Here is a 22,855-nt window from a genome sequence, read left to right as displayed (position 1 = left end):
CTTAGGCCTCTTGGAACGTTTGGTCGAAGAACTGGTTCAGGCGAGCTTGCACCGTGTCCCTCACAGCCTCCACCGGAATTTGAGCAACCAGTTCGTTGATGAATGCCATGGTTAGCAGTACGTTGGCTTCCCTACGACCGATGCCCCGGGAAACCAGATAAAACAACGACTCTTCATCAAGCTGCCCGATGGTTGCGCCGTGTGCACACTTTACGTCATCGGCGTAGATTTCCAGTTCGGGCTTGGTATCAATCTCAGCGCCAGTGGAGAGCAAAAGATTTTTGTTGCTCATGTTCGCGTTGGATTTCTGGGCGTCCGGGTGAATATGAATCCGACCGTTGAATACGGCGTGGGATTTATCCGCAGCGATGTTGCGATAGGTTTCTTCACTGTCGCAATTGGGTGCTACGTGCTCAATAGTCGTGTGGTTGTCGTAGTGCTGTGTGCTCTGGGTTACAACAACGCCGTTGAGCTTGCACTCCGCGCCTTTGCCTTCCAGTCGCACCCGCAAATCATGACGCCGCAGTGGGCCGCCAAAGCCTACGCAGTGGCTCTCGAAGCGGGAGCTGCGCTGCTGGGTTACACCCGTAGCACCGATGTGTTGCACGTTTTCACCGCCCATGCTTAGGCGGATGTTGGTTACATTCGCACCTTCTGCAAGGGTGAATTCAGTGACTGAGTTTACGAAAACCGCTTCCTGACCGCTGGAAATATACTCTTCAACCAGAGTGAGTTGGCTGTTGCGGCCGGCATCCACAAAAATGCGAGGGAAGGCTGAGCCACTGGAGTCTGCTGTCACTTCATGGATGATGAATAATGGTTGGTCGAGCACGGCGTCCGGCTTTAGGCGAATCACCAGCCCATCTTCAAAACGTGCCGTGTTGAGCCCTGCGAATTGCACGGCTTTTGCGTCAAGTGTGCTATCTAAGCGCTCAACCAGCTCGCTGGCTTCTGCATCTGAAAGATCGCCAAAACGTTGGATGCGGATATTGTCGAGATCGGGATACTCACTGGCTTCAGGCATCACAACGCCATTGATGAAAACCACCTTGTAACCAGGAACCGCTAAAGCGCTGCCCGTCTTGCCAGTGGCGGGCAATGAGGTCGCCATCTCGTCGGTCAACTTCAGATACTTACTGGAGTATTTCCAGTTTTCTGTTTTCCGCGTTGGCATGGGCATGTCTACCAAGGCAGCACCACGCTGTTTGCGCAGTGCAAGCAAAGGCTCTGGTAGTGCCTGGCCAGCCGGGTGCAGGAACGCGGTGGAAAGAAGAGTTGGTGCTGGTTTCATTCCGCGGTCTCCTTAATTGGCTGAATTGGAGAGAGCTGAGCTGGCTGCAGTTTCATCGTCCTTGATGCCAAGCCAAGCGTAACCGCGATCTTCCAGTTCCAGAGCCAACTCACGGCCACCGGATTTCACAATCTTGCCGTCGGCTAGAACGTGAACAAAGTCTGGAACAATATGATCAAGCAGGCGCTGGTAGTGAGTTACCATCAGGATGGCACGATCTTCAGCCCGCAGGGCGTTAACGCCGTCAGAAACAACCTTGAGGGCGTCGATGTCCAGGCCTGAGTCGGTTTCATCCAGAATGGCCAGCTTAGGCTGTAGCATGAGAGCTTGCATGATTTCGTTACGCTTTTTCTCGCCACCGGAGAAGCCTTCGTTTACACCGCGCTTGAGGAACGCAGGGTCGAGATCTACCTGTTTGGAGATTTCCCGGGCCAGTTTCATGAACTCAGCGGCGTTCATTTCTGGCTCGCCCCTGTGGTGACGCATGGCGTTTACCGAAGTGCGCATGAACTGCAGGTTGCTTACGCCCGGAATTTCTACCGGGTACTGAAAGGCCAAAAACACACCATCCCGAGCCCGCTCTTCGGTTTCTTTCTCAAGTAGGTCTTCATCATTCATGGTGACGCTGCCTGAGGTAACTTCAAATGCGTCGTTGCCTGCAAGTACCTGAGCCAGCGTACTCTTGCCCGAACCGTTCGGGCCCATAATGGCGTGTACTTCCCCGGCCTTGATCTCCAGGTTAATGCCTTTGAGGATTTCTTTGCCCTCAACGGATGCGTGCAGGTTTTTAATGCTCAGCATTTGTTTGCTTCTCTCTATTAACCGACGAAATTTTGTGCCCGCCCCAGATTTGGGGAGAGTCAGCCATCGGGTAGGCCCTTCCGGGATACGCTGTGAACACGTCCATGTACGCTCGGCAAAATCATCCCTGATTTTGACGATCCCGGAAGGGCCTACCCGACGGCTTCCGCGATACGTTTGTGTTTGCTGCCCTGTTAACCAACAGAACCTTCTAGGCTCACTTCCAGAAGCTTGCCGGCTTCAACCGCAAACTCCATGGGAAGTTCCTTGAAAACGTCTTTACAGAAACCGTTCACGATCATCGAAACGGCCCGTTCCATATCAATACCGCGCTGGCGGCAAAGGAACATCTGCTCGTCACTAACTTTTGATGTAGTAGCCTCGTGCTCAACGATGGCTGATTTGTTTAGGCTCTCAATGTACGGGAAGGTGTGCGCGCCACACTGGTCGCCGATCAACAGCGAGTCACATTCGGTAAAGTTGCGTGCGCCTTCTGCCCGAGGGCCAAACTTGACCAAGCCGCGATAAACGTTGGAGCTTTTGCCGGCTGAAATACCCTTGGAAATGATGGTGCTGGTGGTGTTCTTACCCAGATGAATCATCTTGGTGCCAGTGTCGGCCTGCTGGTGGTTGTGGGTAAGCGCTACGGAATAGAACTCACCAACGCTGCCTTCGCCGCGCAGGATACAGCTGGGATACTTCCAAGTGATGGCCGACCCGGTTTCCACCTGAGTCCAAGAGACCTTGGAGTTCTTACCGATGCAGGCGGCGCGTTTGGTTACAAAATTGTAGATGCCGCCTTTGCCGTTCTCGTCGCCCGGATACCAATTCTGCACCGTGGAATATTTAATCTCGGCATTGTCCAGAGCGACCAACTCAACTACAGCTGCGTGTAATTGGTTTTCATCGCGCATGGGGGCGGTGCAGCCCTCCAGATAGCTCACGTAACTGCCTTCATCGGCGATTATCAGAGTACGCTCGAACTGGCCGGTGTTTGCAGCGTTGATCCGGAAATAAGTGGACAGTTCCATGGGGCAGCGAACGCCTTTGGGAACATATACAAAGGTTCCGTCTGAGAAGACCGCAGCGTTAAGACCAGCAAAAAAGTTGTCTGTGTGGGGGACAACAGTGCCGAGATATTTTTGCACCAGTTCGGGGTAATCGCGCACCGCTTCCGAGATAGAGCAAAAGATAACGCCTGCTTTTGCCAGCGGCTCTTTGAATGTGGTGGCAACCGATACTGAGTCGAAAACGGCATCTACGGCTACGCCAGCAAGTTTCGCGTGTTCGTGCAGAGGGATGCCCAGTCTTTCATAGGTTTTCAGCAGCTCGGGATCTACTTCATCAAGGCTCTGGGGCATGTCTTCCTTGCGCTTCGGGGCCGAGTAGTAGGAAACCGAGTTGTAGTCGATTCTGTCATAGCCCAGATGAGCCCAATCGGGTTCTTCCATTTCAAGCCAGCGACGATAGGCCTTGAGGCGCCATTCCAGCATGAACTGCGGCTCTTTCTTGATCTCAGAAAGGCGGGTGATAACGTCTTCATTCAAACCGGGCTCGAAGGTATCGACTTCGATGTCTGTTACGAAACCGTGTTCGTATTCCCGTTTGATCAGTTCGTTCACCTCTTTGTTGGCGGTCGTCATGATCGTCGCTCCGTATTCTCTCTCGCGGGCTCTAAGACCCTTTGGTTTGCCGGCAACCGAAGTGGGTTGCGGGGCCTGATCTGTCTGCTTCTGGTTCGTAATTGTACAATACCATACTAAATTAGTCAGGTATTAAATTGCGGGAACACAAATTATAGCGTACTACACCCGCCAGAGGCTAAGTCTGGCGGGTGTAGAACGGTTTTACTACGAACTTATACGGAGCTGGTAGCTTGATGGTGCTTTAGCTTTCTGCAGGCAGAATGCGGGTGAGGTAGCTGAAGTCCAGAGCTTGAGGCGTTTGGGGTGGGCGAGGGATGCGAACGATGTGCCCACTACCCGGCGCACAATCCATAGCAACACCATTGCGGTTTTCCATAACCGGTACTGAAAACTGCAGGTTGCCAGACGGTGTGATCAGTTCCAGCTGATCGCCCGGTGCAAACTTGTTTTTCACATCTATGGTCAGCCACTGGCCGTTATCATCGATGATGGTGCCTACGACTTGTTGAGTTCCAAGGAAGGAGGAGCCCTGCTCGTAAGTCTGGTATTCCTGCGGCACATGTCGGCGCAGGAAGCCTTCGGTGTAGCCACGATTGGAGAGCGCTTCCAGCTCATTCATTAGGTTCATGTCGAAAGGCATGCCCTGTGCCGCTTGGTCAATGGCGTTACGGTACACCTGAGTCGTTCTGGCAACGTAGTAGGTGCTTTTGGTGCGCCCCTCGATTTTCAGGGAATGTACGCCCATGGCCGCCAGCTCTGCCACGTGTTGCACGGCGCGCAGATCCCGGGAGTTCATGATGTAAGTGCCGTGTTCATCCTCATAGGCAGGAATAAAACTGCCGGGGCGGTTTGGCTCTTCCAGAAGAATTTCTTTCGGTTCGAAACTTTGAACATCACTTGCCGCAGATGTGGCAATTAGGTCGCCGGTTTGGTCTTGAGTGTGGGCAACTTCTTTGTAGTTCCAGCGGCAGGCATTGGTACAAGCGCCTTGGTTGGCGTCTCTGTGGTTCATGTAGCCGGAAAGCAAACAGCGCCCGGAGTAGGCCATGCATAGGGCGCCGTGAACGAATACTTCCAGTTCCATTTGTGGAACCCGTTCGCGAATATCGCGGATTTCACCCAGGGCAAGTTCCCGCGACAGGATTACCCTGCTGATCCCTTGGCGGCGCCAAAACTCTACGGTAGCCCAGTTCACGGCATTGGCCTGCACCGATAGGTGTATAGGCTGGTCCGGCCACTTTTCCCGCACAAGCATTATCAGGCCAGGGTCCGACATAATTAAAGCGTCTGGCTTGTATTCCAGTACGGGTTCCAGGTCCCGCAGGTATGAGCGCACTTTGTCGTTGTGGGGAGCTATGTTCGAGACCAAGTAGAACTGCTTGCCCAGTTCATGGGCGCGCTGAATGCCGGAACCGAGCGCAGCCGTGTCTTTGAAGCTGTTGTTGCGTACCCGCAGGGAGTAGCGAGGTTGGCCAGCATAGACTGCATCAGCGCCATAGGCGAAGGCGGTCTCCAGGTGTTCAGGGGTGCCAGCAGGTGCCAACAGTTCCGGGATGTTCATGGGGGCTCCGAGTAAATCAGTGGTGGGCTATTTTGCCGTAGCCTGTTGTTCATTCCCTTGACCCTGCTCAAACGTACTATTGATTATTTTCAGCTAACATGTGTACGCTGCAACCCCGAATGATAGAATCGGTATTTATGAATCAGGAGGATCAAAGAATGGCATTAGAGCCTCTGAGCCCAGAGGTGGTACGGGTTTCGTTGAGTAACAAAGTGAGTTCGCTGATCAGTATTCAGCTTACCCGTGGCAAGGTGGGTGTTGAAGTGGTGGCGTCGCAGTTGCACATGAGCCGGTATACGCTTCATAAGAAGTTGAAGCGCGAAGGATTAACCTTTGCCCGATTGCTAGAAGATGTACGCCGTAAGCAGGCGCTAACTTACATGCAGGATAAAACCAAACCTTTGGTTGAGATTGCCGAGCAGCTTGGGTTTTCAGAACTGAGCGCATTCAGCCGGGCGTTTAAGCGCTGGATGGGTACATCCCCGGCTGAATACCGCTCTATTAGGCTTTCTTAATGTAGTCAGGCCTTCTTGAAGACCAGCGTGGCGTTGGTGCCGCCGAAGCCAAAGCTGTTGCTCATAACGAGATCCAGATTTTGGTTGTCTAGCCGTTCGCGCACAATCGGGTAACCTTGTGCACCCTCATCCAAATTCTCGATGTTGGCTGACGGTGCGATAAAGCCTTCCCGCTGCATGATGATGCTGTAAATAGCCTCATGAACACCGGCTGCGCCCAGAGCGTGGCCGCAAAGGGGCTTGGTAGAGCTCAGCGGCGGGATCTTATCGCCAAACGTTGCTTTGAGGGCTGTCAGTTCTGTTACGTCCCCGGCGGGCGTGCTTGTGCCGTGGGTGTTGATGTAGCTGATTTCGCCATCTACTGTTTTCATGGCTTGCTGCATGCAACGTATTGCGCCTTCACCGCTTGGGGCAACCATGTCTGCTCCGTCAGATGTGGCTCCAAAGCCGACCAGTTCCGCAAGAATGGTCGCGCCGCGGGCTTCTGCGTGTTCCAGTGCTTCGAGCACCAATGTGCCGCCGCCGCCAGAAATAACAAAGCCATCCCGGTCTTTATCGTAAGTGCGCGATGCTTTTTCCGGCGTATCGTTGTATTTGGTCGAAAGCGCGCCCATGGCATCAAACATTAGGCTTAGGGTCCAGTGGATATCTTCACCGCCGCCAGCAAGCATGACATCCTGGCGCCCAAGGGCAATTTGGTCTGCCGCGTGGCCGATGGCGTGTGCGCTGGTGGCACAGGCTGAAGTAATGCCGTAGTTGATGCCGGTAATGCCAAATGCGGTTGCGATAGTCGCGTTGATTGAACTGCCCATAGTGCGGGGCACGCGATAAGGTCCAACGCGGCGAATACCTTTGGCGCGGTGGGTGTCGATTGCATCAAGAAGCTCAACCGTTGACGCGCCGCCAGTACCAAACACAGCGCCGGTGCTGTTGGCTGTAAGGTGTTCATTGGTCAGCCCAGCCTGTTCGATGGCTTCGCAGGCGGCAAGATAGGTGTAGGCTGCAGCCGGACACATGAAGCGCAACAGTTTGCGATCAATCAGCTCGGGCAGATTCAGGTCTATCTGGCCACAAATGTGGCTGCGCAAACCGTTGTCACGGGCTTCTTCACTGAGACCGATCCCGGGAATGGACTCCTTCAGGGAGTGCGTGACTTCTTTTTGATTGGTGCCAAGGCTGGAGACAATCCCCATGCCGGTTATAACAACGCGCCGCATCTTGTTAACTCCTAAAAATCATCCGTGGAAGAGAACACGCCAACCCGCAGGTCTTTGGCGGTGTATATTTCTTTGCCATCCACTTCCATACGCCCGTCGGCAATGGCCATCGTAAGCTTGCGACGGATTACACGTTTGAGGTCGAGGTAGTAGGTTACTTTTTTGGCGGTAGGCAGAACCTGACCGGTAAACTTCACTTCTCCGGCGCCAAGCGCGCGGCCCTTGCCTTCACTGCCGCCCCAAGCCAGATAAAAACCAACCAGCTGCCACATGGCATCAAGGCCTAGGCAACCCGGCATCACCGGATCATCCACGAAATGCACTTTAAAAAACCAGAGGTCCGGATTGATATCCAGCTCTGCCACCAAACTTCCCTTGCCGTATAGGCCGTCGTCCGCGCCAACGTGGGTAACGCGGTCAACCATTAGCATCTCATCAATGGGTAGCCGCGTGGCGCCCGGGAAAAGTTTGCCATGACCGCACTTGATCAGGTCTTCTTTATCAAAATGATCAGGGTTCATAGTGCCATCGTCTCTGTTACAGAATGATTTATTGTTACTTTAGCTGTTATTTCGCGAGTCGCTATTGACCATTAGTGGATGATTAGCGCTAAAGGGGGGTGGTTTCAAGTGGCACGGGCCCTGTTTGCGAGGCCTGCGATACAAAAAGAGCGAGGTATAGAATGACAAAGAAAAGAGCAGGTTCCTGAGAGCCTGCTCTTTGTTTAGGTGTGCCAATAGTTCCTTCGCAGCGGCTCAGCCGGGTCGGCCGTCGGGCCTCGGGCTTGCAAGGATTTTTGTGTAGCGCACGAGGTACATGCCGAAAGCGAACATCCAGAGCAGGCTGCTGCTACCAATACCCGGGTGCCAGGGGATAATGTCGAATGCTGTAAGCACGCGAATGACTGCTGCCAGTTGAATAGCAATAAATGCTATAACCATGCCTTTGGGCAAAACCAGAGCGCGCCCCGTATGGCCCAGCGTTACCCGGGCAATGACCCCCAAAATCAAGCAACTGATCGCGCCGGTGCCTGCTGCATGGCTCCATGCGTTGGATGGCCAGCCCGCGAAAATCGTGCCTGCAAGAAGGTACAGAGAGACTGGAACCCAGAGAATGGACAAATGAAGAACCCACAGGAGAGGCTCCTTACGAGCAAGCCAACCTTTCCAGTTTGCCAGTCGCACGAGTACAAGGGTACCTGCGATTAGTGCCAAACCGCCTGTGATGGCTTGCCAGCCGGTTACCAGCGATGCCAGAAGCAAAATCATAGAGAACAGCGATGCCATATCCAGCGCAGAGATATTTTTTACGGCGTCAGCATTCAGGCCGCGCTGGCGCAGCCAACCGGTTGTGAATGCTGGGGTTATACGGCCACCTACAATGCTAATAAGTGCCATGGCTGCAATCAGCGCCCCGTGGCTGTAGGTCATATCCAGTCGCGTCACAAATCCTATCTGCATCAGCCACAGCAAGCCTAGAACCACCAAAAGCATGAGCTGCCGCTTTTGCTTCGCCTTCCAGACACGCCATCCGGCATCCAGCATTACCAATGGCAGGAAGGCCAGGTTAACTCCCTGTACCAGCCAATCTGGCAAATCTGCCCCAAACGCCAGAAGCAAGCGGCCAGCCAGCCACACGCCCCATAGTAAAACTAGCCGAAAGCCATGGGTCCGTTCGGTTTGTGTCCATACACAGACAGCCGTTAGCAAAAAGCCGGCAATGGCCGCAGTCAAGAAGCCAAACAGCATCTCATGCTGGTGCCAGAACAGCCCGGGCATGGCCAGAGGCATATTGATAACGCCGGTTACCTGCAACACCCAGAGAGGTATAACCAAAAGCGCCAGTACTGTCATCGACAGGAAGAAAATCCGGAAGGGGTAGCCGAATAGCTGGCTGACGCTGGCGGAGCCAGTTTCTGCGGAAGTAGGAATAGCCTGCATGTTGGTTCCTGCTAATACATATATGTGAGTTATATGTTAAACGTCTGTGACCTGAAATAACATACCCGGTTGGTGGTATCTTTGCGTACAATGCCGCTATCGTTTTGATTCACAATGAAATGGACACACGTATGTACATGATCCTGAAACACCTCCACATGACCACAGCGTACCTGACAGTGGTCCTGTTCACATTGAGACTTCTGATGGACGCTGTGGGGCGGCCGGGTTGGCGCCAGACACCCCTGCGCTGGATTCCCCACGCAAACGACACGGTGTTACTTGTTGCGGCCATCAGCCTGCTGTTTGTGGGTGCTTGGAACCCACTGGAGCAAACTTGGATTCTGGCCAAAATTGCCTTGCTGTTAGGCTATATCGCTGCCGGACTTTTCGCTTTAAAAGTTACCGTATCACGCCCGGTGCGTGTTGTTGCAGCTGTTTTGGCTTTAGTTCAAGTATCCGCTATCTTCCACCTTGCGATGGCTAAACCTATTATTTTTTGATCCACTGATGTTTGCGGAGAAGGTAATGTGGGACGAGCGATTCAGTAGTGAGCACTATGTATACGGAGAAGAGCCCAACTCTTTTCTGGTGGAACAGTGGGATCACTACAAGCTGGATAACAGCTCAGGCAAGGTCTTATGCCTTGCCGAGGGGGAAGGGCGCAATGCCGTATATCTGGCAGAGCGGGGGCATGCCGTAACCACGGTAGATTTGTCAGAGGTCGGGCTACAAAAGTCGGCCCGACTTGCAGCAGCCCGTAGCGTGGATTTGGAAACGGTGCATGCCGATTTGGCGACCTATACCCCGGAGCCAAACCTCTACTCGGCGGTTGTCATGATTTTTGCTCACACCCCAACAGATATTCGCAAGCGGTCGCTGCAAATTGCAAAAGACGCGCTACGAAGCGGCGGCTATTTGATCATAGAAGGTTACACAGAAGATCAAATAGGGCGAGGCACCGGCGGGCCGGGCAGTAAAAGCATGATGTTCAGCAAGCAGGAGCTGGAACAGTTTTTTGAGCCCGAAGAGGTTCTTCTTTCCCGCGAACTCGTCCGTGATATTCGCGAGGGTCCGCTGCACGATGGTGAAGGTGCGGTTGTGCAGTTTGTGGCCAGAAAGGCATAAGTCGGGCACGTTCGTGCCCGTATCACGGCTCTAGCTTTTCTGTCAGCTTGTCCAGCTTGCTCTGCACTATGCGGAGCTGCCTTACAATCTCATCCCGCTCGTCATGCGCTCGTTGATTTTCTTCCGCATTCTGTTCCTCGCTCATTACTTCCAGAATCGCCCCGATCATCATGTTCAGGAATACGAAGGCCGTGAGGAAAATAAAGGTTAGATAGAAGATCCAGCTAAGTGGGTACTGCTCCATGGTGGCGTACATCACGTCGGTCCAATCTTCGAACGTGGCCACGCGAAACAGCGTGAGCATGGATATCGCGACATCACCCCAGAGCTCCTCATCTACGTTGGCAAAGAACATTGAGCCCATGGCCGCATAGATGTAGAAAATTATAAACATCAGCAGCGCTATGTAACCCATGCGGGGAATAGCTTTGAGTAGGGAGTTGATCAAAAAGCGCAGCTCAGGCACCACGGATACCAGACGCAGTACCCGGAAGACCCGCAACAACCTGCCAAGCAAGACAGCCTCCGAGTTATCCAGAGGGATTAGGCTGCCAATCACCACTAGCGTGTCGAACACGTTCCAGCCGTCCATAAAGAAGCGCCGTTTTACCGGGCTGGCGGCAAAGCGAAAGAGTATTTCGATTAGAAAAAACAGCGTAATAGCTGTATCCATCACACTGAGGGATTGCTCCACCAAAGGCGGCAAGTCGTAGGTTTTTGCGCCTATGGTAAGAGCCGAAAGAATGATGATGGCGATAACCACGCCCTGAAAGAGCGTGCTGGACTCGATTCGGCGTAACTGGTTAAAGCCAGCGACAGGGGACATTTCCGGGGACATGGGTTTTACTGCTCCAGATGACATCGGGTGTGCGGATTCTAATCGCCCGTTCAGTGCTGGAACAGTCTTCTTACAGAGAATTCAAAAAACGCCCATTTTTCGCCTTAGCGTAAGGGCGATTTTGTGTCTTTTAACGGATCGCTTTGACGGTTCAATGGGTAGAACAGCTGCGGTGACGCCAGTTCTGGCAGGTCGGTTTGCTCCTTGTTCGCAGCCCACTCCACGCGCTCGGCTGAGCGGATGGCGTAGTGCATCCAAATCAATGCGGCAGCAGCAATAATAAACATCAGCATAAAGCAGCTCTGCCAAATGCCCGTAACATCATTCAGAACACCGAAGGTCAGCGGTAGAATAAACCCTCCTAGCCCGCCAATCATGCCTACAACACCCCCAACAGCACCCACATGCAGGGGGTAGTACACAGGGATGTGCTTGTAAACGGCTGCTTTGCCGAGCGACATGAAAAAGCCCAACGTGAAAATGAGAACAATAAATACGGGCAGGCTCATCTCGAGAGTGAAGCGAATGTCGTCATCAATGCCGTGCACAACGTAATCCGTGGGTGGGTAGCTCAGTAGGAAAGTGCAGATCACCGATGCGATAAACGTCCAGTACATTACACGCCGTGCGCCGAAGCGGTCAGACATCCAGCCGCCCAGAATGCGGAATAAGGATGCCGGAATCGTGTACAGAGCTGCAATCATGCCTGCAGTGGTTATGTCTAGGCCGTAAACGCCGATTAAGTAATGCGGTAACCAAAGTGCCAGTGCCACAAAGGCCCCGAACACGAAGAAGTAGTAAAGCGCAAAACGCCAGACGCGCAGATCCCGCAGGGGCTCCATCTGCTCCATAAACGAACGCTGTTGCTCGCCTTTTTTACGGTCAGCTGAAATGGGATCCTCTTTCGCCAGAAGCATGAAGACGATACCCATAACGGCGAGCACAGAAGCGTATATCTGGGCGGTCGTTTCCCAACCAAAAGCCACCAACAAAAAAGGCGCGCCGAAGTTGGTGACTGCAGAGCCCACATTGCCTGCACCAAAAATGCCCAACGCAGTTCCTTGCCGAGCGGGCTCAAACCAGGCGGCCGTGTAAGCCACGCCCACAATGAATGCACCACCGGCAAGGCCCACTCCAAGAGCGCCAACCAGGAGCAGAAGGTAAGTATTGGCATAGGTGAGCAAGTAAACGCAGGCAGCCGTGGTTAGCATGAGTATGCCAAGCACCCAGCGCCCGCCGTAGCGATCCGTCCAGATGCCAAGAAATAGTCGACTGATGGAGCCCGTCAAAATGGGAGTGGCCATAAGCAGGCCAAGCTGGGTGTCAGATAGACCCAGATCTTCCGCAATACGGATACCGATAATGGAAAAAATGGTCCATACCGCAAAGCAAAGGGTGAAGGCCAGCGTAGAAAGGCCGAGTGCTCGATGTTGTTGGGTGCGGGTTGGCATGTTCATCGCTATGGCCATCCTTTCTGCGTTTTTAGGCCTTGGTTTATTGCTTCGTTAAAGGTATCAAAAACTGTGTTTTTGGTGTCGGGGCATTAGGGGTACCTCCTGCAGGGCGGACTGGTGGTAGCCCTATGGCAGGTTTACCCGGAAGGAGGTAGTGATCTAATTGCTCTGGTGGGGTAGCTGGCGATGTTTTTGATTTAAGTCAATTATAGGCCGCTATGGAGTGTGGGCTAATGCTGACCAATATCAATTGGCGGCGCGCGCAAGTTAGGTGTGGCCACCTTCGGAGACTGCTATGAAAATCATGATTGCCTACGATGGCTCCAGAAACGCAAAGCTGGCGCTGGTTCAGACGATTACGATGTTTCGCGAGCTGAAACCGCAGATCACTCTGGTGGCTGTGGCAGAAAACCCCCGGGACATCACATCCAGCAATGAAGACCTGTTTCAGGAAGAGCTGAACGAGCTCAAGCGACACCTTCTTGAAGCCAGAGAGGTATGCGAGAAAGAGGGAATTGCATCGGAAACACTACTTCTGGAGGGTGATGCCCGAAAGATGTTGCTCTATGCAGCGGATGAAAAGGTGAAGCCCGGCATGTTGGTTATTGCCCGTCACAGTGACGAAGTTGATGGTGGCTTAATTGCTCGCTCACTCACTTATTTTGTGGACGAACTGGATTACATGACATTCGGCAAAGTGAGTTCATTTTTGGCTCGGCGGGTGCAGTGCCCACTCCTGATTCTGCCAAGTCACTAATTAGAAAAGCTGAAGAATACAGATAGAGCTGAAAGCCCCCGGAGGCTGAAATGAGAGTTGCAGACGTATTCCGTTTTAAAAATCCAGAGATCAAGGCACTGCACCTGACCTGGATTGCGTTTTTTATCACATTCTATGTGTGGTTCAACATGGCGCCGTTGGCGTCGAGTATGCTTAAGAGCGTTGACTGGCTGACCCCGGATGACCTTCGCCTCTTCGCCATTTGTAACGTGGCTTTGACGATTCCGGCCCGCATTATCGTGGGCATGGCTCTTGACCGCTTCGGCCCTCGCCGGGTGTTCTCAATTCTGATGATTCTGATGTCGATTCCGGCACTCACCTTCGCCTTTGGCGACACCATGACCCAGTTATTGGTTAGCCGTTTGGTACTCAGCTCCATTGGCGCGAGCTTTGTGGTAGGTATACATATGACAGCCATGTGGTTCAAACCCCGCGATATTGGCTTCGCCGAGGGTTTTTACGCAGGTTGGGGAAATTTTGGTTCTGCTGCTGCCGCAATTACTTTGCCTACTATTGCGCTGCAAATGTACGGCGGCGACGACGGCTGGCGCTGGGCTATTGCCCAGAGTGCTATCGTGATGGCGCTTTATGGCGTGTATTACTGGTTTGCTGTTACCGACGGCCCTGCGGGAACCGTACACCGTAAGCCTCGCAAAGCCAGTGCGCTGGAAGTCAGCACCTGGGGTGACATGGTTAAATTGATTCTTTGGACCATACCTTTGATTGGTGTTCTGGCAATCCTTGTTTGGCGCATCCAGAACATGGGCTACCTGAGTGTTACTGGTGCGATCATCGCTTACGGTGTGATTGTGGCCATTGTGCTATATCAGGTTGTACAGATTTTGCGAGTGAACCTGCCAATCCTGAAGAAAGGTGTTCCCGAGGACGACAAGTACCCGTTCAACAGCGTTGCCGCTCTGAACAGCACCTACTTTGCAAACTTTGGCGCAGAACTGGCGGTGGTATCTATGTTGCCGATGTTCTTCGAGGAAACCTGGAGCCTGAGTGCGGCAGCTGCTGGTATGGTTGCAGCTTCCTTTGCTTTCGTTAACCTAGTGGCCCGCCCCATGGGTGGTATGGTTTCCGACCGTATGGGTAACCGCCGCTTCGTGATGCTCAGCTACATGTTCGGTATTTGTGTGGGCTTTGCGCTGATGGGTTTGCTTAACTCCAGTTGGCCGCTGATCATCGCCGTGGGCATTACAGTATTCACTTCCTTCTTTGTACAGGGGGCAGAAGGTGCAACCTTCGGTATTATCCCGTCGATCAAGCGCCGCCTAACCGGGCAAATATCAGGTATGGCGGGTGCTTATGGCAACGTGGGAGCAGTGGTCTACCTGACTATCTTCACCTTCGTTACCCCTAGTCAGTTCTTCTTCATCATTGCTGGCGGAGCCTTCATAAGCTGGGTACTTTGCCTGATGTGGCTGAAAGAGCCTGAGTCCGGCTTTGCGGAAGAGTATGAAGTGTCTTCTGTCGACCTGCAGATTGAGGAAGAGGAGCGCCAGCGTAAAGCCGCACTTGGCAAGGCTTGATGTGCTGACGTAATAAAGCTAGTACCTAAGCCCCGCCTGGAGCAATCCCGGCGGGGCTTTGTTGTTGATCAAGGTGTACACCTCGGCCGGTTCGGCTTCAAGCCATGCCCATGCATCCTCTTCCATGGCCACAGTGAAAGTGCGCATGTCGATATCAGGAAACAGTGGGTTGAAAATCGCCGGATCGAAGCCGCCGAAATGTTTTATCCGATTAAGCAGTCGCACCTTATTTTGGCCCGCAAGAAAGTCTTCCATTTTTCTGATCACGCCAGGCATTTCTTCTGACGACATCACACCGTCTATTTCAAAGGCGAGCACATTGTCTTTGTTGGTTTGTATGAAGCGGATTGATGTGTTTGGCGGCGTGCCATGATCCGGAGCGGAAACGTGTTTCAACATGGCTCCATCCTCTCCTTGGGCAAGATTAAAGGTATATGCTTCAGTGTAAGGCATTGGCGGTGCATTGATGGTCTGCGCCAAATGAATAGTTTGATGTGAATCAGTGTTTGCGGAAAACTTTTCAGGCAACAGCAAAAAGCCCGCCGGAGTTTTATCCTCCGGCGGGCTTTCTATTTACTTGTGTGTTTTACATTTAGGGCTTAAGGGTTCTTGATGTAAGCCCCTTTGCGCAGGTAGAACCACCAGTTCACCACGAGGCAGAGGGCGTAGAACACCGCAAAACCGTACATGGCGACTTCCGGAGTGCCTGCCTGAATCTGCTGGCCCAGTAGTTTGGGCGCTATGAAGGCTCCGTAGGCCGCGATGGCACTGGTCCAGCCAAGTACCGGGCCCTTCTGCTGCTGGTTGAAAATAAAGCCGATGCTGCGGAAAGTAGAGCCGTTGCCGATGCCGCTAGCAGCAAACATTACAATGAACAGGATCAGGAACAGCGCAAAGTAGCTGTTGGGATCGGTGGAGTTGTAGGCCAGCATCATCACATAGCCGGTTGCCACAGAGGCCGCAACCATCACCACAGAAATGATCTGAGTAACAATAGAGCCGCCCATCTTATCGGAGATCCAGCCGCCTACTGGGCGAATCAGCGCACCTACGAATGGCCCCATCCACGCCCAGGTCAGTGCGCTGGGTGCATCCGGGTTAACCACGCGGGTAACGGTGCCGTCTGCCGCTACTTCCATCATATTGCCAAAGATAACGCCGATAGACAGTGGTAGTGCTGCTGAGAAGCCAATGAACGAGCCGAAGGTCAGGATGTACAGTACGGTCATAGACCAAGTGTGTTTATTGCTAAAAATGGCAAACTGGTTTTTGATGTTGGGCTTGATGTCACCGGGAATCAGGCGCAGCAGAACCACAGTTAGAATAATGGTCAGTGGCAGTGCCAACCACATATTCATGATGCTAAGCGCCCACACACCTGCAATAGAGGTCAGAATACCCACGCCGTAAAGACCGAGGATCTTGCCGAAAGCCGAGGCAGGGTTGCCAGGGTTGGGGGTAACAACTTTTAGGTTATTCATGCCGAACCAACCGGCAAAGGCCAGAGGGATTAGGAAAACCAACCAAATGAACCCGGCGTTCTGGATCCAGGTATCTGTGCCGGCTTCAATCCGGCCGATCAGCGTGCCGCTTGGGCTTTGCAGTTCCATGGGGCCGCCCGCTAGAAACCCGAACATACCAACAGTCATTACCAGCGGAATTAGGATCTGCATAGTAGTAACGCCGAAGTTGCCTAGACCGGCATTCATACCAAGGCCATAACCTTGTTTGCTCTTGGGGTAGAAGGAACTGATGTTGCTCATGGAGCAGGCGAAGTTACCGCCACCAATACCGGACAACAACGCCAGTGCCTGGAATACGATGAAGGGTGTATCCGGGTTCATCAAAGCAAAGCCGGTGCCTGCCGCAGGGATCATCAGCAAGGCTGTGGTCAGGAAAATCGTGTTCCGGCCGCCGGCAATTTTGATCATGAATGACGCCGGTATCCGCAAGGTGGCACCAGACAAACCAGCAATCGCCGAGAGAGTGAAAAGCTGCTCGATGCTGAAATCAAAACCCAAGTTTTTCATCTGGGTAGTGATCATTCCCCACATTAGCCATACCGCAAACCCCAAGAGCAGGCTAGGGATGGATATCCAAAGGTTGCGGGAGGCAATTCGCTTGCCTTCTTTCTCCCAGAATTCTTCGTTTTCGACATCCCAGTGCTCGATGTCGGCGTTGGTTTTAGCCATAACAATACTCCCTTGGTTAACCTGCCCTGTACCGCATTGGGCGCGGTTTTCGGGCTTCTTGATACCATTGTGCAAAGCGAAGCGCTTGTCCATTCATGATATTTATCAAGGAAAGTTTAGTTGAAAGGCGAGTGGTTTAAGTGGGTTTTGTTCGTGCCGGAATTAGGGGCTATAACTATATATAATTCAATAGGATGCCTTGGTGATATTACCAAGTGGGTAATCATTAGTGCGCTTGGCTCAGGAGAGGTAGCCACTCATTTCCGGCGGCTTTTTGCATGTTTAGCGAGAATAAGCAGCCTAACAGTTACCCATAGGTAAGCCAGCGCCCAGGCACTTGCAGAGAGCCATAACAATATGGGCGAGCTAAAGGGCGAGGCACCCGCGATAAACCGGCTAATCGCAGCGATAGCTAAAAGGGTTGCAATGGGTAGAACTTCTCCCGCAGGCGGTGGCCTGCGATGGCTTCTTTGCCAAGCCAGGCGAAGCATTACGCTGGAAGATAAGGTTCCCAGCGCTCCGATGGTAATCAAATGGAGGGCAGGGGCCATCGATTGCCCGTGCAGCAGCATCAAGCCTGTAGCAAAAGCACCAACGGCAAGCCAAATATACCCCAGCGCCAAGACCAGTAAATCAGGGCGCTCCGGGCAGAGCCATAGCTTCCAGCGCAGTGTGCGTAAGGCAATTAACCCTGAAGCACATATCAATAAAGTTCCGGTTAGAGGATTCGCCGCTGGAAATACCATGAAAAAAATGGAACTTCCTAGCGCAAGGATTAACAGGCCCTCGATTCGAGGCTGAACCCGAGCTTCCAGAGGAATGCCTTTTTTCTCCAGAGTGCCCGCTACCGCCGGGGCAATGAGCCGCCCGCCCATGAAGGTCATTAATAGCAACAACCCAACGATGGCGGAATGCATCAGGGCGAAAGGGCCTGGCAGCCAAAATGTACGCGCTACTGCCAGTGTTGTTGAAAGCCAGAAAACGACCGCGAGTAAACAAATCAATAGAATGAGCGGCCCCACCATTTTATTGCGCCACTTCTTTGCGGCATTGAAGCGAGGCACTACGTGCCAAGCTAGTAGCAGTGCAAAAGAAGGGCCTAGAAGCTGGGCTAGAAGGCTGTGTGGGAACAGAGTCCAACTTAGCCGTGCTGCTAGCCATAGGCCAAAAAGAGGGTAGAGCACAGTATGGGGTTGCGGGCCAAGCGTATAGCCAGCGATCAGGGCCAGCGCAAATCCGAAAATCAGTTCATGGCCATGCCCGGCACCAAGCAATCCCGCTGGCCATCCCGTGCCCGACCAGACTGCCCAAACAGAGAGTGGTACAGCCAGCGCAGCCAGCAGGCTTGCGGCGGGAAAAAACAGCCAAAAGGCTTGGGGTTTTTGCGTACGCTTGTTGCTTGAGTTGTTCAAGGTCATTCCGGTTTATTGACGGTTTGGCGAAAGGCGCCTAAAAAGAATAAGTAAAAGCCATCATAATATTGCAAAAGCTGTCCCGTGAGGCAAATGCACTCACCCGAGAGCAAGGAGGTTCACAATGAACGTTTCAAGCATGCTTAAGCTTCCGTTTTCCAGCAATGGGGGCTGGGCCGAACTCCAGCGTAGGCAGTTCTCTATTCCTATGCTTGCATGGTTTGTTGTAGTGCCCCTGTCGCTCTTGCCACCTGTGATGCTCTATTACGCGGGCACCCATTATGGTGATGACTTTATTACCGGCTTCGGCGGAAAAGAGTGGCGCTTTATAACGACCATTCTCTTTCTCGCAGAATTGTTGACCTTCTTTGTAATGGGCTGGCTAATACACGGCGTTGTAGAAAGCCATAAGTTAAAGGTCAGCTACAACGATGCCTATTTACTTGCCGCAATAGCGCCCATTCCGCTTTGGTTATCTTCGCTGACATTGCTTGTGCCGGTATTGGCTCTCAACGTGTTGGCGGTTTTCGCGGCGATGGCGCTTTCCTGCACCCTCGTGTATCAAGGCTTGAGATCGCTATGCCACCGCAGCCCAGACGATGTGCTTACTATGTCTGTTACCTACACGGTGATGGCGGCCTCACTGCTGGCGTGGGGTGTGTTAATGGCGTTGGTTTGGGCGTATTGATCTTGATGCTTCCTTTCAGTGGTCTTGTGGGGCTGTATATAGCCCCGCATGGTCAATAAATTTGCCTTGCGCGCCGCTCTTCATGGCGTGCTTCATGGCTTCAGGAATAGTAATCTTTTCGACGGTTTCCGGATGTACAGCTACTCCAATCAGCTCGCCGGTGGCCAGAAACTGACCGGTTTCTGCATTTCGAAACTCGGTCGTCAACTCGAAAGATGTATTGCCCAAATGGGTAGCCCGAACGCCAATTTCCAGTATGTCGCGATAACGAGCCGGCGCCTTCCACTCAATGGTCAGCTTCACTACCTGATAGTCAAAAGTAGCCTCAAGGTTTGGTAACCCGGCACCCAATAGGTAAAGAAACTCTGTCGCTGCCAACTCGATATAGTCCCCGTAACGGGCGTTAAAAACGACGAGTTGCGCATCGCATTCGCTATATCGAACCTTCATAAAATACCGAAATGGCTTGGCAGCAGCTGGCTCTTGTTTTGGCATTTCAGGTGTCTGTGTCATGTCTGCTTTCCTTATTCGTCAAAAGGACCTGTCTACCAAGTATCGATCATTGGTCGGCGGCGGGCTTGCGTTGGCCCTGCTTTTTTAACGGACTTGAGGCCCCTAATAATCCAGCTTCTGGTTTCGAATGGGTCGATAACTGCATCAATCTCCAGTGATACTGCCATGTTCAAGGCTTTGCCTTGTTCGTAGTGCTTGGCAACTAGTTTTTCAAACAGCGCTTTTTGTGCGGCTTCGTCACCTGCCTTCGCCAGTTCATTCTTGTATCCCAAGCGAACAGCGCCTTCCAGCCCCATGCCACCAAACTCGCCAGTAGGCCATGCTACGGTGAAGAAAGGGTTGTGGAAGGAGCCAGCGGCCATGCCCATGGCACCCAGCCCATAACCTTTGCGCAGCACAACGGTGAACACGGGAATCTGCAGGCTGGCTGCCGTCACAAACAGGCGGCTGGTGTGTCGGACCAATCCGGATTTCTCGGCCTCTGGCCCAACCATGAAGCCCGGGGTGTCGCACAGGCTTACCAGTGGCACATCAAACGCGTCGCACAACTGCATGAACCGTGCGGCTTTGTCTGAACCATTAGCATCAATGGCACCGCCAAGGTGTCTCGGATCGTTGGCAATGATTCCAACGGGGCGGCCTTCTATGCGGGCGAAAGCAGTGACCATGCCGGGTGCGAAGTTTGGCCGAAGCTCGGTATAGCTTTCACTGTCGGCCAACGTTTGAATCAATGCACGAATGTCATAGGAGCGCAGACGGTTTTCCGGAATGCTTGAACGTAACAGGCGTTGGTCGTCGCACTGCCAGTCAGCGGTGGGCCCCTGAAAATAGGACATGAGCTTGCGGGCTACTTGAGCGGCCTCTTGTTCGTTTTCTACCAAGCAATCCACTACGCCGTTAGCTACCTGAACAGACATAGGGCCAACATCTTCTGGCGCGAATATGCCCAAGCCGCCACCCTCAATCATTGCCGGGCCTGCCATACCCAAGCTGGAGTTGCGTGTGGCGATAAGTAAGTCACTGGAGCCGGCGAACACTGCGTTGCCGGCAAAACAGCGCCCAGACACTATGGCAATGCGTGGTGCAAGTGCGCTTAACCTGGCGTATTGCAAAAAGCTGGGCGTGTGCAGGCCCGCGATCAGAGTTGCATCATCGGTATCGCCGGGTCGGCCACCGCCACCTTCGGTGAAGAAGATCACCGGCAAGTGTTGCTCTTCCGCCACATGCAGAATCCGGTCGGTCTTGCGGTGGTTCATTGTGCCTTGGGTGCCGGCCAGTACGGTGTAATCGTAGGCCAGCACGGCGCAACGAGCCTGTTCTTCACCGAAGCTGTCACCATTTACAGCGCCCACCCCTGTTACTAAACCATCGGCCGGTGTGGATTGCATCAACTCTTCTGCGGATCGGCGCTTACGCTGGGCTGCGAAGGTGAGGGCGCCGTATTCCATGAAGCTGCCCGGGTCGCAGATGTTGGCAACATTTTCCCGTGCCGACAGCATGCCCCGCTTGTGGCGCTTAGCCATAACTTCAGGGCGAGCTTCATCTTGAGTTAATCGGTGACGCTCGAAGGACTCTGCCAGATCCGGGCGGATATGGTTCAGGTCGACCGTCTTCTCGGTTGTCTCTATGTTTTGGGTTCCCTCGCCAGGCTCGATAAAGGCAATTGCCTGGCCTTCGCTCACGTAGTCGCCATGTTCAAGTGGAAGGCTGTGAACGCTGCCTGCAACGGAGGCTTGTATCTCATGCTCCATTTTCATGGCTTCAATAATGGCGAGGGTCTGGCCCTTGTGGACGCTTTCCCCTACCGCCACCAGAGCCTTGATCAATTGCCCCTGCATGGGAGCCAAGGCAGCCTCTGTGCCTTCCGGAGCCTCTGCCGAGGGCTTGGTGTTGTCGGATTTTTGGGCTGGCTCTGTGGTGGAATACAGGCGAGGGTGTTCCTGCTCGCACTCTGCAACTAGTGCCGCCATCTGGTCGTCCACATAACGGGTATACACACTGTTATCCGCAACGTCGGATTGCGACAACAAAGCCTGCAAAAAGCTGATATTGGTTCTAACCCCTTCAACCCGGAATTGGCAAAGAGCCCGGTAGGCTTTTCTTACCGATTGGGCGTAATCCTGTGAACGGCTATGCACGATAACCTTGGCTAGCAAGGAGTCGAAATTAGGGTTGGTGGTGTACCCGTTGTAGCCGTAGGTGTCGACCCGCACACCCGGGCCACCGGGAGGCTCGAATACGCACAGGGTGCCGCCACTTGGGTGGGTAGCTCCGCTGGCGTCGAGAGACTCCATATTGATACGGCATTGAATGGCATAGCCGCTTGGTGCAGGGATATCAGCTTGTTGTAGCTGAAGGCTTTGAAGACTGGCACCACCAAGCACAGCAATCTGCGCCTGAACCAGATCAATCCCGGTGACTTCTTCGGTTATTGTGTGTTCTACCTGAAGCCGAGGGTTGGCCTCCATAAAGTAAAAGTCAGAGCCGTTTGCGTCCACCAGAAACTCAAAGGTGCCCAGACCTGCGTAGTTTACTTCTTGTGCCAGGCGTAAAGCCGCTTCCAGCAGTAGGTTCCGGGTGGCTTCGGAAAGCGTGGGGCTGGGGGCAATTTCAATCAGTTTCTGGTTGCGCCGCTGCAGGCTGCACTCGCGCTCCCACAGGTGTACGGCGTTTCCAAGGCCATCGCCCAACACCTGTACTTCGATATGGCGGGCGCGCTCGATAAGTTGTTCAACGTATAGATCGTCGTCGCCGAAAGCGGCTTTGGCTTCACGGGCGCAGGCGTGGAAATTGGCTTCAATGTCATCGCCAGGCTGAACAATGCGCATGCCCCGGCCACCGCCGCCGGATATGGCTTTGATCACGGCTGAGGCATCGCCGCTCTGGTTGGCAATAAATGCTTTCACCTCGTCGAGAGAGGTGCGGCCTTGGGTGCCGGGCGTAATGGGCACGCCACATTTCTGCGCAAGCAGTCGCGCTGCAGCCTTATCCCCTAGCTGTTCCAGAGTGCTGGCATCGGGGCCGATAAACGTGATGCCTTGTTGCGCACAGCGGCGAGCCAGTTCCGGGTTCTCGCTCAGGAAGCCGTATCCGGGGTGTAGGGCACCGGCACCTGTCTCAATTGCCGCCGCTATAATTGCATCAATATCCAGATAGGCTCGGGCACCTTTGCCAGGCAGTTTGATGGCCTGATTCGTGTGCTGGATATGCAGGGATGCACTATCGTCTTCAGAGTAGACTGCAACAGATTTCAGCCCCATGTCTCCGGCTGCTCTGGCAATCCGAATAGCGATTTCACCGCGGTTGGCGATTAGTAGCTTATTGAATTTCACTCACGTACCTTTTT

Annotated in this window: 20 protein-coding genes; 6 read left to right on the top strand and 14 right to left on the bottom strand. The window is 53.3% G+C overall.

The features are described 5' to 3' along the window. Window position 1: 1 nt before the first annotated feature. The 4 genes from sufD to yegQ form a co-directional block, all read right to left on the bottom strand. Window positions 2-1,291, bottom strand: a complete 1,290-nt coding sequence (gene sufD / locus MWU62_RS04510) for a Fe-S cluster assembly protein SufD (protein ID WP_247113728.1) — start codon at window positions 1,289-1,291, stop codon at window positions 2-4. Window positions 1,292-1,303: 12 nt separating this feature from the next. Beyond that, the gene (sufC, locus tag MWU62_RS04505) at window positions 1,304-2,092 is read right to left on the bottom strand and encodes a Fe-S cluster assembly ATPase SufC (protein ID WP_247113727.1); all 789 of its coding nucleotides are present in this window, start codon (window positions 2,090-2,092) and stop codon (window positions 1,304-1,306) included. Window positions 2,093-2,286: 194 nt separating this feature from the next. Further along, window positions 2,287-3,735 (bottom strand): Fe-S cluster assembly protein SufB, encoded by a 1,449-nt coding sequence (gene sufB, locus MWU62_RS04500; protein WP_200361983.1) that lies wholly within the window; start codon window positions 3,733-3,735, stop codon window positions 2,287-2,289. A gap of 244 nt (window positions 3,736-3,979) precedes the next feature. Then, window positions 3,980-5,299, bottom strand: a complete 1,320-nt coding sequence (gene yegQ / locus MWU62_RS04495) for a tRNA 5-hydroxyuridine modification protein YegQ (protein ID WP_247113726.1) — start codon at window positions 5,297-5,299, stop codon at window positions 3,980-3,982. Window positions 5,300-5,457: 158 nt separating this feature from the next. Here yegQ and MWU62_RS04490 point away from each other — a divergent pair, with 158 nt between their 5' ends. Then, on the top strand, window positions 5,458-5,814 hold the full coding sequence (locus MWU62_RS04490; protein WP_247113725.1) for a helix-turn-helix transcriptional regulator: 357 nt from the start codon (window positions 5,458-5,460) through the stop codon (window positions 5,812-5,814). Window positions 5,815-5,819: 5 nt separating this feature from the next. On the opposite strand, the gene fabB is transcribed toward MWU62_RS04490, so the two are convergent. The 3 genes from fabB to MWU62_RS04475 all read right to left on the bottom strand — a co-directional run bounded on the left by fabB (window position 5,820) and on the right by MWU62_RS04475 (window position 8,971). Further along, entirely contained in the window at window positions 5,820-7,031 is a 1,212-nt protein-coding gene (gene fabB / locus MWU62_RS04485) for a beta-ketoacyl-ACP synthase I (RefSeq protein ID WP_247113724.1), read from the bottom strand. Window positions 7,032-7,042: 11 nt separating this feature from the next. Then, window positions 7,043-7,552: a bifunctional 3-hydroxydecanoyl-ACP dehydratase/trans-2-decenoyl-ACP isomerase gene (fabA, locus tag MWU62_RS04480; protein ID WP_200361972.1), complete on the bottom strand. Its 510-nt coding sequence runs from the start codon at window positions 7,550-7,552 to the stop codon at window positions 7,043-7,045. Window positions 7,553-7,786: 234 nt separating this feature from the next. Further along, window positions 7,787-8,971: an NnrS family protein gene (locus MWU62_RS04475; protein WP_247113723.1), complete on the bottom strand. Its 1,185-nt coding sequence runs from the start codon at window positions 8,969-8,971 to the stop codon at window positions 7,787-7,789. Window positions 8,972-9,102: 131 nt separating this feature from the next. On the opposite strand from MWU62_RS04475, the gene MWU62_RS04470 reads away from it, so the two are divergent. Further along, entirely contained in the window at window positions 9,103-9,474 is a 372-nt protein-coding gene (locus MWU62_RS04470; protein ID WP_247113722.1) for a SirB2 family protein, read from the top strand. Between the two features lie 25 nt (window positions 9,475-9,499). Continuing rightward, a complete protein-coding gene (locus tag MWU62_RS04465) occupies window positions 9,500-10,099 on the top strand; it encodes a class I SAM-dependent methyltransferase (RefSeq protein WP_247113721.1) in 600 nt (199 codons plus the stop codon). A gap of 22 nt (window positions 10,100-10,121) precedes the next feature. Here the strand turns inward: MWU62_RS04465 and MWU62_RS04460 are convergent, their stop codons facing one another. Together MWU62_RS04460 and MWU62_RS04455 are read right to left on the bottom strand one after the other, a co-directional pair. Next, window positions 10,122-10,937, bottom strand: coding sequence for an ion transporter (locus tag MWU62_RS04460; protein ID WP_247113720.1), 816 nt, complete (start codon window positions 10,935-10,937; stop codon window positions 10,122-10,124). 104 nt (window positions 10,938-11,041) lie between these two features. Continuing rightward, the gene (locus MWU62_RS04455; RefSeq protein ID WP_247113719.1) at window positions 11,042-12,394 is read right to left on the bottom strand and encodes a nitrate/nitrite transporter; all 1,353 of its coding nucleotides are present in this window, start codon (window positions 12,392-12,394) and stop codon (window positions 11,042-11,044) included. A 292-nt stretch (window positions 12,395-12,686) separates the two neighbouring features. On the opposite strand from MWU62_RS04455, the gene MWU62_RS04450 reads away from it, so the two are divergent. Both MWU62_RS04450 and MWU62_RS04445 read left to right on the top strand, forming a co-directional pair. Further along, window positions 12,687-13,148, top strand: a complete 462-nt coding sequence (locus tag MWU62_RS04450) for a universal stress protein (protein WP_247113718.1) — start codon at window positions 12,687-12,689, stop codon at window positions 13,146-13,148. A gap of 50 nt (window positions 13,149-13,198) precedes the next feature. Next, window positions 13,199-14,704, top strand: coding sequence for an MFS transporter (locus MWU62_RS04445; RefSeq protein ID WP_247113717.1), 1,506 nt, complete (start codon window positions 13,199-13,201; stop codon window positions 14,702-14,704). A gap of 18 nt (window positions 14,705-14,722) precedes the next feature. Here MWU62_RS04445 and MWU62_RS04440 read toward each other — a convergent pair whose 3' ends face one another. The 3 genes from MWU62_RS04440 to MWU62_RS04430 all read right to left on the bottom strand — a co-directional run bounded on the left by MWU62_RS04440 (window position 14,723) and on the right by MWU62_RS04430 (window position 18,308). Further along, on the bottom strand, window positions 14,723-15,238 hold the full coding sequence (locus MWU62_RS04440) for an STAS/SEC14 domain-containing protein (protein ID WP_247113716.1): 516 nt from the start codon (window positions 15,236-15,238) through the stop codon (window positions 14,723-14,725). Between the two features lie 65 nt (window positions 15,239-15,303). Next, window positions 15,304-16,896, bottom strand: a complete 1,593-nt coding sequence (locus MWU62_RS04435; protein WP_247113715.1) for an MFS transporter — start codon at window positions 16,894-16,896, stop codon at window positions 15,304-15,306. A gap of 257 nt (window positions 16,897-17,153) precedes the next feature. Further along, window positions 17,154-18,308 carry an NnrS family protein gene (locus tag MWU62_RS04430; protein WP_247113714.1) on the bottom strand — a complete coding sequence of 385 codons (1,155 nt, stop codon included), beginning with the start codon at window positions 18,306-18,308 and terminating at the stop codon, window positions 17,154-17,156. A gap of 124 nt (window positions 18,309-18,432) precedes the next feature. Between MWU62_RS04430 and MWU62_RS04425 the strand changes: the two genes are divergently transcribed. Next, window positions 18,433-18,996 (top strand): Yip1 family protein, encoded by a 564-nt coding sequence (locus tag MWU62_RS04425; RefSeq protein WP_247113713.1) that lies wholly within the window; start codon window positions 18,433-18,435, stop codon window positions 18,994-18,996. Between the two features lie 15 nt (window positions 18,997-19,011). On the opposite strand, the gene MWU62_RS04420 is transcribed toward MWU62_RS04425, so the two are convergent. Together MWU62_RS04420 and MWU62_RS04415 are read right to left on the bottom strand one after the other, a co-directional pair. After that, entirely contained in the window at window positions 19,012-19,509 is a 498-nt protein-coding gene (locus MWU62_RS04420) for an acyl-CoA thioesterase (protein ID WP_247113712.1), read from the bottom strand. A 32-nt stretch (window positions 19,510-19,541) separates the two neighbouring features. Beyond that, window positions 19,542-22,841: a carboxyl transferase domain-containing protein gene (locus MWU62_RS04415; RefSeq protein WP_247113711.1), complete on the bottom strand. Its 3,300-nt coding sequence runs from the start codon at window positions 22,839-22,841 to the stop codon at window positions 19,542-19,544. Between the last annotated feature and the right edge of the window lie 14 nt (window positions 22,842-22,855).

This window comes from Marinobacter sp. S6332 (assembly GCF_023016045.1).
GTDB lineage: Bacteria > Pseudomonadota > Gammaproteobacteria > Pseudomonadales > Oleiphilaceae > Marinobacter.
This window is presented reverse-complemented; position numbering and strand designations above follow the sequence as displayed.